Consider the following 14,274-nt stretch of genomic DNA (forward strand, 5'->3'; position numbering starts at 1 on the left):
TCTACTGGTCGAACTTCTCCAGGAGGGCCTTGCGCTGACGATCACCGAGACCGCGCAGGCGGCGGGTCGGGGCGATCTCCAGCTCGGTCATGATCTCCTGCGCCTTGACCTTGCCGACCTTGGGCAGGGCCTCCAGCAGCGCGGAAACCTTCATCTTGCCCAAGACCTCATCGGTCTCGGCGTCGGTGAGCACCTGCTTGAGGTTGGTGCCGCCGCGCTTGAGTCGATCTTTGAGCTCGGCTCGCGCTCGACGTGCGGCGGCAGCCTTCTCCAACGCTGCCGCGCGCTGTTCGTCGGTCAACTGGGGAAGGGCCACGGGTTCCTCCGTCTCCTGGCGATTCTTCTTCGGCCATCTCTTGTTTTGTACGGCTGGAGTGCAAACCAGCCAGCGACGACGAACCTACCCACGCTGGCTGACGAAAGCGAACGCCACCCCCTGGTTACGGCGCTAAAAGCCCAGCGTGTAGTGCGCGCACGCAACAACCGGTTTGCGCCCCAAAACGCCGTCCAGCATCGCCGGGGCGCCCACGTCGGGCCGGATATTCCTGCATGTCAATGGTTTTCGAGCGCCGCCCAGCTAACTACTCAGCCCTGGAGCACCGGCTCCCCGGCCCCGGGACCCGGTTACCGCCGGGTATTCCAGAAAATTTTCGCTGGTCATGGCGTGTCGGGCGTGTCGGAGGCCCTGACGCGCACGTCAGGCCGATGCGCTCGGCCACGCCCAGCCCGCGCCTAATTGCCACATAGCGACTACACAGATTGGCTAAATAGTCTCCCCTGGTCGGGTATCCATGACCCGCGAAGGGAAGCTGGACATGAACATCAAGACCTTGACCTGCGCTTCTGCCGTCGCCATAGCGCTCGGAACCGCCTCATTGGCCGCGGGAGCCGGCCTGGCAGCGGCTCAGCCGGGGCCGCCGTGCGGCTTCGGCAACTGCCAGGGGCCCGGTGGGCCGGGGCCGGGAGGACCGGGCGGGCCGGGTCATCCGGGTGGCCCAGGAGGGCCAGGAGGGCCCGACCATCCGGGTGGACCCGGTGGACCCGGCGGACCGGGCGGACCAGGCGGACCGGGCGGACCCGGCGGACCGGGCGGACCGGGCGGACCCGGACATCCAGACGGCCCAGGAGGCCCCGGCGGTCCCGGCGGTCCCGGGTGGCCAGGTGACCGTGGCCCCGGCGGCCCGGACGACCACGGCCGGCACTGGGGCCCGCCGCCCCCGGACCTGGCCTGGCGCGGCATGGACCAGGGCCGGTTCGACCACCAGCCGTTCAACTACAACGGCAGCTGGGTGACACCGATTTTCGATCCGGGCTACAACGCGTGGGGCTTCTGGTTCTTCGGTATCTGGATCCCGCTGTGACCGGCTGCGCCACAACAGATCCGACGGCCCACTGACCAATCTGGTTGCGCTCGGCCGCTTCTCGAATCGGTCATCGCTTTCCACGCCTGGGTCGCGGCAACACGGCGCCGACGACCCAGGCGTGGGAAAACGACGCAGGGCACGCCGAAACCGGGCGAAAACCGGAGCGTCAGACGAGATAGGCGACTTCGTCGCGCAAGCGTTCGGCGGCCGCACGCAGATCGGCCACCTCAGGGCCTGCCCGCAGCACCTCACGTGACACCGCGGGCAGCACCAATCGGGCCCCGCCGAAGCCCCCCAGCGCGTCGGCACGCCCGCCCTGGGCTCCGACTCCGGGCACCAACACCGGCCCGCCCAGCGCGCTGAGATCGGGCAGATCGGTCACCGTCGCACCGACCACCACACCCACCGAGCCCGTGGGCTGCCCGGCCGCGGCGTTGACCGCGGCCACATCGTCGACGACGGACTGCGCCACGGTGCGGGTTCCGGCCACGGCGCGCTGCACCGTCGGCCCCTCCGGATTGGAGGTCGCGGCAAGGACGAACACACCTCGACCGGTTGCCGCGGTCGCGTCGAGCAGCGGCTGCAGCGACCCGAAACCCAGATACGGCGACGCGGTCACCGCGTCCGCGGCCAGCGGTGAGTCACCGGCCCAGGCCGCGGCATAGGCGGCCATGGTCGAGCCGATGTCGCCACGCTTGGCGTCGGCCAGCACCAGCACCCCGGCCTCCCGCAAGGCGGCCATGGTGCGCTCCAGGACCGCGAAACCGGCTGAACCGTACGCCTCGAAGAACGCCACCTGCGGCTTGACGATCGCGAACCCGGCAAAGGCGCTCACGCAGATATCGCTGAATCTGGCCAGGCCGTCGGCATCGACAGAAAGCCCCCACGCCCGCAACAGCTCGGGATGCGGATCGATGCCGGGACACAGCGGGCCCCGCTGCGACACCGCGTCGGCCAACCGTTTCCCGAAAGCATCCATCGTCAGTGCGATTCCAACTCGCTGTGCAGTTCCTGCAGTGACATCACGCCGATGTCGCCGCGGATCCGCGCCTCGATGCCCTGCACCGCTGCGGAGGCGCCCTGCACCGTCGTCACGCAGGGGATGTTCATCGACACGGCGGCCGAACGGATCTCGTAGCCGTCGACGCGTGGACCGGAGTTTCCGTACGGCGTGTTTATCACCATGTCGACCTCGCCGGCCTTGATGACGTCGACCGCGGACGGCCGGTCGCCGTTGCCACTGGGTTGTTCTGAGTGCTTGCGCACCTCGTCACACGGAATGCCGTTGCGGCGCAACATCTCTGCGGTTCCCTCGGTGGCCAGCACCCGGAACCCGAGATCGGCCAGTCGCTTGACCGGGAACACCAGCGAGCGCTTGTCCCGGTTGGCCACCGACACGAACACGGTGCCCTCTGCCGGCAGCGAGCCGTAGGCCGCGGTCTGGCTCTTGGCGAACGCCGTACCGAAGTCGTGGTCGATACCCATCACCTCACCGGTGGACTTCATCTCAGGCCCCAGAAGTGAGTCCACCTGGGCGCCGTCGGCGCGGCGGAACCGGTGGAACGGCAGCACGGCTTCCTTGACCGCCACCGGCGCGTTGCGGGCGATGGTGGCCCCGTCGCCCTCCTTGTTCAGCAGACCCTCGCCGCGCAGTTCAGCGATGGTGGCACCCAACATCACCCGGGCACAGGCCTTGGCCAGCGGCACCGCGGTGGCCTTCGACACGAACGGCACCGTACGGCTGGCACGCGGGTTGGCCTCCAGCACGTAGAGCACGTCGTCCTTGAGCGCGTACTGCACGTTGAGCAGGCCGACGACGCCGATACCGCGGGCGATGGCCTCGGTGGCCCGGCGCACCGACTCGATATCGCTGCGGCCCAGGGTCACCGGCGGCAGCGCGCACGCCGAGTCGCCGGAGTGGATACCGGCCTCCTCGATGTGCTCCATGATCCCGCCGATGTATACCTCGTTGCCGTCGCACAATGCGTCGACATCGATCTCGATCGCGTCCTCGAGGAACCGGTCGACCAACACCGGGTGTTCCGGGGACAGCTGGGTGGCACGGGCGATGTAGCCCTCCAGCGTCGCCTCGTCGTAGACGATCTCCATGCCACGACCGCCCAGCACGTAAGAGGGACGGACCAGCACGGGATAGCCGATGTCGGAAGCGATCCGGCGGGCCTGCTCGAAGCTGGTGGCGGTGCCGAACCGCGGCGCCGGCAGCCCGGCATTGACCAGAACCTCGCCGAACAGCCCGCGATCTTCGGCCAGGTCGATGGCGTCGGGCCCGGTGCCGACGATCGGCACCCCGGCCGCTTCGAGGCGCTTGGCCAGGCCCAGCGGCGTCTGGCCGCCGAGCTGCACGATCACCCCGACGACGCCGGGGCCTGTCCCGTCCTCACCCTTGCCCGAGGCGTCCTCGGCGTAGTACACCTCCAGCACGTCTTCGAAGGTGAGCGGCTCGAAGTACAACCGGTCGGCGGTGTCGTAGTCGGTGGACACCGTCTCGGGGTTGCAGTTGACCATCACGGTCTCGAAGCCGACCGCACTCAGTGTCGTGGCGGCGTGCACACAGCTGTAATCGAATTCGATGCCCTGCCCGATGCGGTTCGGGCCGGACCCCAGGATCAGCACCTTGGGCTTCTCGGTCTGGGCGACCACCTCGGTCTCGGCCGCGGGATCGAGCTCATAGCTGCTGTAGTGGTACGGCGTCTTGGCGTCGAACTCGGCCGCGCAGGTGTCGACCGTCTTGTACACCGGGTGGATACCGAGCCGGCGGCGCAGCGCGTGTACGCCCGACTCACCGGCCAGTTCCGGTCGCAGCGCGGCGATCTGGCGATCCGAGAGCCCGCTGTGCTTGGCCCGCCGCAGCAACTCGGCATCGAGGACCGGGGCCTCCAGCAGCTCGACGCGCAGCGCCACCAGGCCGGCGATCTGCTCGACGAACCACGGGTCGACGCCGGAGGCCTCGGCCACCTGCTCGACGGTGGCGCCCAGGCGCAGCGCGTGTTCGATGTCGTAGAGCCGGCCGTCCACCGGCGTGCGCAGGCCGGTCAGCAGTTGCTCGACGGTGACATCCGGGTCCGGTCCGGTCCAGAACCCGGCCCGGGTGGTCTCCAGGGACCGCATCACCTTGCCGAGGGCCTCGATGAAGTTGCGGCCCAACGACATCGCCTCACCGACCGACTTCATCGTGGTGGTCAGGGTGGCGTCGGCGCCGGGGAACTTCTCGAAGGCGAAGCGCGGGGCCTTGACCACGACGTAGTCCAGTGTCGGCTCGAAGCAGGCCGGAGTCTCTTTGGTGATGTCGTTGAGGATCTCGTCGAGGGTGTAGCCGATGGCCAGCTTGGCCGCGATCTTGGCGATCGGGAAGCCCGTGGCCTTCGACGCCAGTGCCGAAGACCGCGACACGCGCGGGTTCATCTCGATGACGATCAGCCGCCCGTCCCGCGGGTCGATCGCGAACTGGATGTTGCAGCCGCCGGTGTCGACGCCGACCTCGCGCAGGATCGCGATGCCCAGATCACGCATCTTCTGGTATTCGCGGTCGGTCAGGGTCATCGCCGGTGCCACGGTCACCGAGTCACCGGTGTGCACACCCATCGGGTCGACGTTCTCGATCGAGCACACCACCACGACGTTGTCGCGGCCGTCGCGCATCAGCTCGAGCTCGTATTCCTTCCAGCCGTAGATGGATTCCTCGATGAGCACGTTCGCCGACGGCGACGCCGCCAGGCCGTCTCCGGCCATCCGCTCGACGTCCTCGGCCGAGTACGCCATGCCGGATCCGAGGCCACCCATGGTGAAGGAGGGGCGGACGACGACGGGCAGGCCGAGGTCGGCGACGGTCTCGCGGACCTCGTCCATGGTGAAACACACTCGGCTGCGGGCGGATTCACCGCCCACCCTGGCCACGATGTCCTTGAACTTCTGCCGGTCCTCGCCACGCTGGATCGCTTCGAAGTCGGCACCGATGAGCTCGACACCGTAGCGCTCCAGCACACCGTTCTCGTGCAGGGCCACCGCGGTATTCAGCGCGGTCTGCCCGCCCAGGGTGGCCAGCACAGCATCGATCTTGTTACCGCGCTCGGCCTGCTGGACGATCACCTTCTCGACGAACTCCCAGGTGATCGGCTCGACGTAGGTGTTGTCGGCGTACTCAGGATCGGTCATGATCGTCGCCGGGTTCGAGTTGACCAGGCTGACCTGGATGCCCTCGGAACGCAGCACCCGGCACGCCTGGGTGCCCGAGTAGTCGAACTCGCAGGCCTGGCCGATGACGATCGGGCCGGACCCGATCACCAGCACGTGGTTGAGGTCAGAGCGACGTGGCATCTACTTCTCTCCTGCCATGAGGTCGACGAACTGGTCGAACAGGTATTCGGCGTCGTGGGGCCCGGCTGCGGCCTCGGGGTGGTACTGGACTGAGAACGCCCGGCCGTTGGCGAGCCGGATACCTTCCACCACACCGTCGTTGGCGCAGGTGTGGCTGACCTCCGCGGTGCCGAAGGGAGTGTCGAACTGCTCCCCCGCCTCGCCTTCGAGGGCGAAGCCGTGGTTCTGGGCGGTGATCGCGACCCGGCCGGTGATGTGGTCGATCACCGGGATGTTGATACCGCGGTGACCGAACACCATCTTGTAGGTGGACCGACCCAGGGCCCGGCCCAGGATCTGGTTGCCGAAGCAGATGCCGAACAAGGGGATTCCGGCGCCGAGCACTTCGCGGGTCACCGCGACGATGTGGTCGGCGGTGGCCGGGTCGCCGGGACCGTTGGACAGGAACACCCCGTCGGGTTTCAGGTCGGCGATCTGATCGAAGGTGACCGACGACGGCAGCACATGGCTGCGGATCCCGCGTCGGGCGAAGTTGCGCGGGGTGTTCGTCTTGATGCCGAGGTCAACCGCGGCAACCGTGAACCGGTGGCCGCCTTCGGGTTCCACCACATAGGAGCCCGCGGTGCTGACCTCGCCCGCCAGGTCCGCACCCAGCATCGAGGGCTGATCCAGAACCCTGGCCACCAGTTCGTCGACCGGCGCCAACGCAGCACCGGAGAACACGCCGGCCTTCATCGACCCGCGGGTGCGAAGGTGGCGTACCACGGCCCGGGTGTCGATCCCGGCGATGCCCACGATGCCCTGCCGAACCAGTTCGTCCTCGAGGGTTCCGCTGGCACGCCAGTTCGACGCGCGGGGCGACGGGTCACGCACGGCGTAGCCGGCCACCCAGATCTTGTCGTCGCGGCTTTCGCCGTCCTCGGTGTTCCACCCGGTGTTGCCGATCTGCGGTGCGGTGGCGACCACGATCTGCCCGTGGTAACTCGGATCGGTCAGGGTTTCCTGGTAGCCGGACATGCCGGTGGAGAACACTGCCTCACCGAGGGTCTGCCCGACCGCGCCGAACGTGGTACCGGTGAAGACGCGGCCGTCTTCGAGTACCAGGACCGCCTTGTCGTTGCTTCTGTTCGCGTTAATCGTCATTCGTCTTCCTCCAGCCAGCGGTCGTACTCAGCGCGATTGTCTGCGCGGAACCCGGTGTCGATCTCGGTGCCCGAGGGCAGCCGCCACCTGATGGCCAGAATTCCGTCGTAAGTCAGTGCCTTGCCGGCGATCCCACGCTCGGTCCGGATTGCGGTGACGGACCCGGCGGGGATCCAGATCGGCCCGGCTCCGCTGCGCTGCATCATGATTCCCTCGGGATAGCGGGTCAGCACCGCTTTGGTCCGAAACCCCAGATCCCCCGCGGCCACCTTGTCATTCCAGTGCGGAACCACTGTGCTGCCGACGTACATCCCCTTGACGGGCGGGATGACCGCCGCGCTGACCGTATCGGGCAACGGCGGCAGCGTGCCGATCAGCTCGGCCTGCCGCTGGGCGCGATGCAGCCAGCCGCGCATCATCTGACGGATCAGAAATGCGATCAGCACAGCCAGCAGAGCCGCCAGCACCAGTGAGGCGATCAGGGTGGGAGTGTTCACGGTGCCGAACCCCAGGGCTTGGCGGCCGCCGCCTTACCGTCGAGCGCGGTGATCCGGCCCCGCAACAACGTCGCGGTGACCGTCGCCGGCAGCGTCATCGATTCGAACGGCGTGTTGTCCGAGCGACTGGCCAGCGCATCGCCTTCGACCGTCCAGCTCGCGTCCGGATCGATCACCGTGAGGTTGGCCGGCTCCCCCACCTCCAGCGGCCGGCCCTGATCGGGCAGGCCGACGATGGCCGCAGGGGCCTCGCTCATCACCTTGGCCACCCCGCGCCAGGTCAGCAGGCCGGGGCGCACCATGGTCTCGGCCACTACGGACAGCGCGGTCTGCAGGCCGAGCATGCCCGGCCTGGCCACCGAGAACTCACAGCACTTCTCGTGCTCGGCATGCGGCGCGTGGTCGGTGGCGACGCAGTCGATGATCCCGTCGGCCAAGGCCTGACGCAGCGCCTGGGCATCACTGGCTTCCCGCAGCGGCGGGTTGACGCGGTTACGCCCGTCATAGCCGGCCAGCCGGCCGTCGTCGAGCAGCAGGTGGTGCGGCGTCACCTCGGCGGTGATCGAAATACCTTGGCCCTTCGCCCATTTGAGCAACTCCACGGTGCCGGCGGTGGACGCATGGCAGATGTGCACCCGGGCACCGGCATCGCGGGCCAGGATCGCATCCCGCGCGACGATCGACTCCTCGGCCGAGCGAGGCCAACCCGCAAGTCCGAGTTGGGCCGCGTTGGGCCCCTCATGGGCGACGGCGCCCACGGTCAGCCGCGGCTCTTCGGCGTGCTGAGCGATGAGGACCCCGAGGCCGGTGGCGTATTCCAGCGCCCGCCGCATGACGAGCGGATCATCCACGCACAGGCCGTCATCGGAGAACATCCGAACCTGGCCGACGCTGTCCGCCATCAGCCCCATCTCGGTGAGCTGCTTGCCTTTCAGTCCCACGGTCACCGCACCGACCGGGTGCACGTCGACCAGGCCCACCTGCTGGCCGCGGTTCCATACGTGGTCGGTGACCACCGCGGAGTCGGCGACCGGATCTGTGTTGGCCATGGCGAACACCGCGGTATAACCGCCCAGAGCCGCTGCTGCCGAACCGGTTTCGATGTCCTCGGCGTACTCGCGGCCCGGCTCGCGCAGGTGGGTGTGCAGGTCCACGAAGCCCGGCAGCATCACCTGACCGGCGGCGTCGATCACCTCGGCATCCTCGGGAGCCTTGAGATCGGCCCCCATCTCGGCGATCTGTCCGTCGGCGACCAACACGTCGAGCGGGTCACCCTCACCGTAGAGACGGACGCCGCGGATCAGCACCGGCGGGTTCGAGCTTGCGCTGTGCTTCGTCATACGCTGATCGCCTCCCGATCCGCACCCACCAGCAGATGGAACAGCACCGCCATCCGCACATGGACACCATTTGAAACCTGTTGCAAGACAGCTGATTGCGAGGAGTCGGCGACCGGAAACGCGATCTCCATGCCGCGCAGCATCGGCCCCGGATGCAACACCACGGCGTGGCCGGGCAGCATGGCCTGACGTTTCTCCGACAGCCCGTAACGCACCGAGTACTCGCGAGCGGACGGGAAGAACGCGCCGTTCATCCGCTCGGCCTGCACGCGCAGCATCAACACCGCGTCGGCTGCGGGCAGCTCCGCATCAAGGTCATGTGACACCGTGACCGGCCACCCCGACACCCCGACCGGCAGCAGCGTCGGCGGCGCCACCAGCACCACCTCGGCCCCGAGGGTCGCCAGCAGCGACACGTTCGACCGGGCCACGCGGCTGTGCAGCACGTCGCCGACGATCACCACCCGTTTGCCGTCGATGGAGCCGAGTCGCTGCCGGATGGTCAGGGCATCGAGCAGCGCCTGAGTCGGATGTTCATGGGTGCCGTCACCGGCGTTGATCACGCTGGGTCCCGCGCCACCGTCCTCGGCGGTCCATTCGGCGAGTTGTTGGGCCGCACCCGATGCCGGGTGGCGGATGATCAGCGCATCGGCGCCGGCAGCACGCAGGGTCAGCGCGGTATCGCGCAGCGATTCCCCTTTGGCCACCGAGGATCCCGACGAGCTGACGTTGATCACGTCGGCGCTCATCCATTTGCCCGCCACCTCGAACGACACCCTGGTCCGGGTGGAGTTCTCGTAGAACATGGTGATGACCGTGCGGCCGCGCAGCGTGGGCAGCTTCTTGACCTCGCGGCCCAGCAGCGCCTCGCGGAACCGGTCGGCGTCATCGAGGATCGCGGTCGCGTCATCGCGGGTGAGATCCGCAGCCGAAAGGAGATGACGTGTCGTCATTTTGAAATCACCACTCCGTCACGGTCGTCGTCCTCGGACAACAGCACATGCACACTTTCGGTGCGTGAGGTCGGCACGTTCTTGCCGACGTAATCGGCGCGGATCGGCAGCTCGCGGTGCCCACGGTCGACCAGTACCGCCAGCTGAACCACCCGCGGGCGACCGATATCGCGCAGCGCGTCCAGCGCCGAGCGCACCGAGCGCCCGGAGTAGAGGACGTCGTCGACCAGGATCACCACCGCGTCGTCGATGCCACCGGGCGGGATCGATGTGGCCGCCAGGGGCCGTGGCGGCTTGAAGTTGAGGTCGTCGCGGTAGAGCGTGATGTCCAGCGCGCCGACCGGCAACGCCACATCGGCGAACTCGTTGACTTTGGCGGCCAACCGCGTGGCCAGCGTCACGCCGCGCGTGGGGATACCGAGGAGAACGACCCGCTCGCGCTCGGCGGGATCGTCGAGGGCGGTCTTCTCGATGATCTGATGGGCGATCCGGGAAATGGTGCGGCCGACGTCCGCCGCAGACAACAATTCCCGGTCGGCACTTGAAGAGCCCATGAGGTGACCCTGACCTCCTTCTCCGCCTCTCTGGACGGATCGTTAAAGGACGTCGAACTGCCACGCAGCTTAGCAGGCCGCAAACCTGCGGCGTGCCACGGTCACGTCGCTGCGTCACTCCTGACGGCGTCCAATTCGGTTCCCTTCGTCTCGGGCAACAGCACGGTCGAGACGATGCTGACGACGACGAACACCGCCATCATCGCCCCAACGGCCCAGCTCCCCAGCGTGGCCACCAGAACTCCGGCGACCAACGGCGGAACTGCCCCACCCACGATGCCGGCCAGATTGAACGACAGACCCGCGCCCGTGTAGCGGTAGCGGGTGGCGAAGATCTCAGGCAGGAAGGAGCCGATGGGCCCGTAGGACAGCCCGAAGATGCAGAAGATGCCGGCGATCGCCACCGCGAACAAGACCGGCGATCCGGAATCGATCATCGGCATCACCAGGAACGCCCAGGGCAACGAGAGCGCGAACCCGAAGAGAATGACGCGCCGTCTGCCAAACCGGTCGCACAGCACCGCCGAGATCGCCGAGAAGGCCATCAGGGCTATTCCGGCGAGCACCCCCACCCCGAGGATCAGGCTGCGCGGATGCCCGATGCGGGTGCTGGCGTAGCTCATCAGGTAGGTGCCGCCGAGGAAGCTCATCGTGAAGATGCCCACCATGCAGCCCGCGGCGAGCGCCACCTGGCGGGTCTGGGTCCGGAACAGTTCGCTCAGCGGCGCCTTGGGCACGCCACCGGCCACCTGCTCGCGGGCGAAGACGGGCGTCTCGTCGATGCTCAGCCGCACGTACAACGCGACGGCCAGAAGCACCGCGCTGAACAGGAACGGCAACCGCCAGGCCCATTCCAAGAAGACCGGGCTCTTCTCCCCGATGGTCATGCTGACGATGAACACCACCAGGTTGCTCACGGCGAGGCCGGCACCGGCACCGAGCTGGGTGAACATCCCGTACATGCCGCGCTTGCCGGCGGGCGCGTACTCGGCGCTCAGCAGCGCCGATCCCGCCCATTCCCCACCGACGGCGAAGCCCTGCAGCAGTCGCAGGGTCAACAGGATGATCGGTGCGACAACGCCGATGGTCGCCGCGCTGGGCACCAATCCGACGCAGACCGTCGACAGGCCCATGATCAACAGGGTCGCGATGAGAGTCTTCTTGCGTCCCAACCGGTCTCCGAAATGCCCGAACACCGCGGCACCGATCGGACGGGACAAAAACGCCACCGCGAACGTGCCCAGTGAGGAGATGGTCGCCATCGTCGGACCCATGTTCGGGAAGAACACATGGGGAAAGATCAGAGCCGCGGCGGTGCCGTAGATATAGAAGTCGTAGAACTCGATCGCCGTGCCGACGAAGCTGGCGAAGGCCACCCGCCTCATTGGGTTGGGCTCGGGGGTGGTTGCCGGGTTCGGTTCGCCCGCGACCTGTTCCTGCTGGGTCATCTGCCTCTTCTCACAACGCGCTCTTCGCCCGAGAAGTATCACCCACCCGATGGGTCAGGCCATCTCGAACCCGTGATAGCCCGCGACGGCCACACCATCTCCGATCTGCTTGTAGACGCCCACGCCGGCGACGAAGGGCAGGAACACCCGCCGCTTGCCCGGCACGTTGGCGCCCATGTACCAGGACGCCGCCTGCGGCAGGAGGGTCAGATCGGCCGTGTCATTGGTGATGTTCACCCAGTTGTCCTCGGCCGTCGGCTCGGCTTCCATGCGGTCCAGCCCCTGTTCGCGCAGGTGTGCGAGCGCCGCACTGATCCACTCCACGTGATACTCGATCGAGGTGAGCATGTTGGACAGCACCGACGGACTCTGCGGCCCGGTGACGGTGAACAGGTTCGGGAAACCCGCCGACATCAATCCCAGATAGGTCCGCGGCCCGTCGGCCCACTTGTCCCGCAGGGTGCGGGTGACGCCGTTGTGGTCGACGGCACGGATGTCGATCGCGTTCAACGCACCGGTCATCGCGTCGAATCCGGTGGCCAGCACGATGACGTCGACTTCGTGCTCGGTGTCCCCGGCGAGAATGCCGCGTGCCGTGATCCGGCGCAGCGGTTGCTCATTGAGGTCCACCAGCGTGACGTTGTCCTGGTTGTAAACCTCGTAGTACCCGGTGTCGACGCACAACCGCTTCGCCGCGATCGGGTAGCCGCGCGGGGTCAGCTTCTCGGCGAGCTCCGGATCGCTGACCTTCTGCCGGATGCGGTCGCGCACGTATTCAGCCGCCGTCTCGTTGGCCACGGGATCCAGCAGCAAGTCATAGAACGCCTGCTGGAAACAGAGTCCACCGTCGTCCCAGCGGCGGGTGAGCTCCGAACGCGTGGCGTCGCTGTCGAGGTCGCCGAAGAACGGCGGCAGGTCAGCACCCTCACCGCACTGGGCGCCACCGCGGGTCACCCGGCTGACCTCCCGGAACTGTGGGTAACGTCGTTTGACCTCTTCGAGTTCGTCGGCGATCGGGCGGTTCTGGGCGGGCACCGCGTACGGCGGGGTCCGCTGGAACACGGTCAGGGTGCCGACCACCGGTGCGATCGCGGTGATCGTCTGCACCCCTGAGGAACCCGTGCCCACAACCGCAACCCGCTTACCCGCCAGTTCCGCTCCGTCCGCCGGCCAGTCCCACGTCCAGAGCACGTCACCGGTGAAATCGTCGAGCCCCTCGAACGACGGCACCAACGGCTTGGACAGGCACCCGGTCGCCGCGACCACGAACGTCGCGGTGAGGGAGCCGGATTCGGTGGTGACGGTCCACTCAGTAGCGGTGTCGTCGAACTCCATTGCGACAACGCGGGTATCGAAAGAGATGTGGGGTCGCAGGTGATAGCGGTCGGCGACATGCTTGGCGTAGGCGAGCAATTCCGGCTGGGCGGCGTACCGCTCGCTCCAGTTCCAGGACTGCTGCAACTCGGGGTCGAAGGAGTAGGAGTACTCGATCGATTCGATGTCGCAACGGGCGCCGGGATAGCGGTTCCAGTACCAGGTGCCGCCCACCTCCGGGCCGGCCTCCAGCACGCGCGCGTCGAATCCCAGCTCACGCAACTTGTAGAGCTGGTAGAGGCCGGCGAATCCGGCGCCGATGATGATCACGTCATGGTCGGCCACCGCTCAGACCGCCTTTCGGTTGGACTGGTGGGCATCGATGAAAGCCCCGATGTGATTGGCGACCAAGGCGATTCCGGTGTGATAACCGGGCAGGATGTTCGCCATCTGGAAGTACCCGTGCATCTGGCCCGCCGCCTCCTCCAATGTCACGCTCACCCCGGCCTCGGACAACGCAGCGGCATAGGCGACGCCCTCGTCGTGCAGGGGGTCGTACTCGGCGACGTAGACCAGCGCAGGTGCCAGCCCCGCGAGGCTTGACGCCCGCAACGGCGAGGCATCCGGGTGCGCCCGCGCGCCGGCGTCGGGAAGGTAGTGACCCCAGAACCAGATCATGGTGTCCCGGCTGAGCATCAGCTGGTTCTCGGGCGCGACATACGACGGCCGGTCGAAGTCACAGTCGGTGACCGGATAGACCAGGGCCTGGTAGTCGATCCGCGGCCCCTGCCGGTCGCGGGCCCACCGCGCCATCACGGCCGCGATGTTGCCGCCGGCACTGTCGCCCGCCACGATCAGTGGGGCCTCGGGTGCCGCGAACTCGGCGGAATGCGCTGCGGCCCAGCATAATCCGATCCAACTGTCCTGCAGCGCGGTCGGGAACCGATGCTCGGGCGCCTTGCGGTAGTTCACCAGCACCACAGTCGAGTCGGTGAGGTTCGCCAGGTGCCGGCCCAGGTGGTCGTACTGCAGATCGATGTCGCCGATCACCCAGCCGCCGCCGTGGAAGTACACGATCACCGAACGGGATTCGCCTTCCGGGACCAGAACCCGCACCCGGAACTTCCCACCGTCCCGCCCCTCCAGCTTGCGGTTGTGGACCGCGGCCACCTCCGGTCCGCGCCCGCTCATGCCGGCGAAGATCGGTCCGGCCATCCGCGCCATCGCCGGCGTGCCTTCGTGCATCGGCGGATCGCGCGTCTCGGCGAGTTGTGCCAGCAGTGCCTGGGTCACCGGTTCCAGCGGCATGGCGTATCTCCTTTCCTC

The 14,274-nt window shown here is 67.6% G+C and carries 12 protein-coding genes; 1 reads left to right on the forward strand and 11 read right to left on the reverse strand.

All coding sequences use genetic code 11. The features are described 5' to 3' along the window. Position 1: 1 nt before the first annotated feature. On the reverse strand, positions 2 to 316 hold the full coding sequence (gene mihF / locus K6L26_RS18220) for an integration host factor, actinobacterial type (protein WP_003880790.1): 315 nt from the start codon (positions 314 to 316) through the stop codon (positions 2 to 4). Positions 317 to 815: 499 nt separating this feature from the next. On the opposite strand from mihF, the gene K6L26_RS18225 reads away from it, so the two are divergent. Further along, positions 816 to 1,361: a hypothetical protein gene (locus K6L26_RS18225; protein WP_221851059.1), complete on the forward strand. Its 546-nt coding sequence runs from the start codon at positions 816 to 818 to the stop codon at positions 1,359 to 1,361. A gap of 169 nt (positions 1,362 to 1,530) precedes the next feature. On the opposite strand, the gene pyrF is transcribed toward K6L26_RS18225, so the two are convergent. The 10 genes from pyrF to K6L26_RS18275 form a co-directional block, all read right to left on the reverse strand. Beyond that, the gene (gene pyrF / locus K6L26_RS18230) at positions 1,531 to 2,343 is read right to left on the reverse strand and encodes an orotidine-5'-phosphate decarboxylase (RefSeq protein ID WP_221851061.1); all 813 of its coding nucleotides are present in this window, start codon (positions 2,341 to 2,343) and stop codon (positions 1,531 to 1,533) included. A 2-nt stretch (positions 2,344 to 2,345) separates the two neighbouring features. Then, positions 2,346 to 5,699, reverse strand: coding sequence for a carbamoyl-phosphate synthase large subunit (gene carB, locus K6L26_RS18235; protein ID WP_221851063.1), 3,354 nt, complete (start codon positions 5,697 to 5,699; stop codon positions 2,346 to 2,348). Further along, a complete protein-coding gene (carA, locus tag K6L26_RS18240) occupies positions 5,700 to 6,842 on the reverse strand; it encodes a glutamine-hydrolyzing carbamoyl-phosphate synthase small subunit (RefSeq protein ID WP_221851064.1) in 1,143 nt (380 codons plus the stop codon). Then, positions 6,839 to 7,339, reverse strand: a complete 501-nt coding sequence (locus tag K6L26_RS18245; RefSeq protein WP_036387704.1) for a PH-like domain-containing protein — start codon at positions 7,337 to 7,339, stop codon at positions 6,839 to 6,841. Before K6L26_RS18245 ends, carA begins: the two co-directional genes overlap by 4 nt. Then, a complete protein-coding gene (locus K6L26_RS18250; RefSeq protein ID WP_019348024.1) occupies positions 7,336 to 8,679 on the reverse strand; it encodes a dihydroorotase in 1,344 nt (447 codons plus the stop codon). The genes K6L26_RS18245 and K6L26_RS18250 overlap by 4 nt, the downstream gene beginning before the upstream one ends. Beyond that, a complete protein-coding gene (locus K6L26_RS18255; protein ID WP_019348023.1) occupies positions 8,676 to 9,632 on the reverse strand; it encodes an aspartate carbamoyltransferase catalytic subunit in 957 nt (318 codons plus the stop codon). The genes K6L26_RS18250 and K6L26_RS18255 overlap by 4 nt, the downstream gene beginning before the upstream one ends. Then, a complete protein-coding gene (gene pyrR, locus K6L26_RS18260) occupies positions 9,629 to 10,186 on the reverse strand; it encodes a bifunctional pyr operon transcriptional regulator/uracil phosphoribosyltransferase PyrR (protein ID WP_019348022.1) in 558 nt (185 codons plus the stop codon). The genes K6L26_RS18255 and pyrR overlap by 4 nt, the downstream gene beginning before the upstream one ends. 101 nt (positions 10,187 to 10,287) lie before the next feature. Further along, on the reverse strand, positions 10,288 to 11,634 hold the full coding sequence (locus K6L26_RS18265) for an MFS transporter (RefSeq protein WP_221851066.1): 1,347 nt from the start codon (positions 11,632 to 11,634) through the stop codon (positions 10,288 to 10,290). 54 nt (positions 11,635 to 11,688) lie between these two features. After that, positions 11,689 to 13,293 (reverse strand): flavin-containing monooxygenase, encoded by a 1,605-nt coding sequence (locus K6L26_RS18270; RefSeq protein WP_221851068.1) that lies wholly within the window; start codon positions 13,291 to 13,293, stop codon positions 11,689 to 11,691. 3 nt (positions 13,294 to 13,296) lie between these two features. Continuing rightward, positions 13,297 to 14,256 (reverse strand): alpha/beta hydrolase, encoded by a 960-nt coding sequence (locus tag K6L26_RS18275; protein ID WP_019349161.1) that lies wholly within the window; start codon positions 14,254 to 14,256, stop codon positions 13,297 to 13,299. Between the last annotated feature and the right edge of the window lie 18 nt (positions 14,257 to 14,274).

It is taken from the genome of Mycobacterium farcinogenes (assembly GCF_019739075.1).
Lineage (GTDB): Bacteria > Actinomycetota > Actinomycetes > Mycobacteriales > Mycobacteriaceae > Mycobacterium > Mycobacterium senegalense.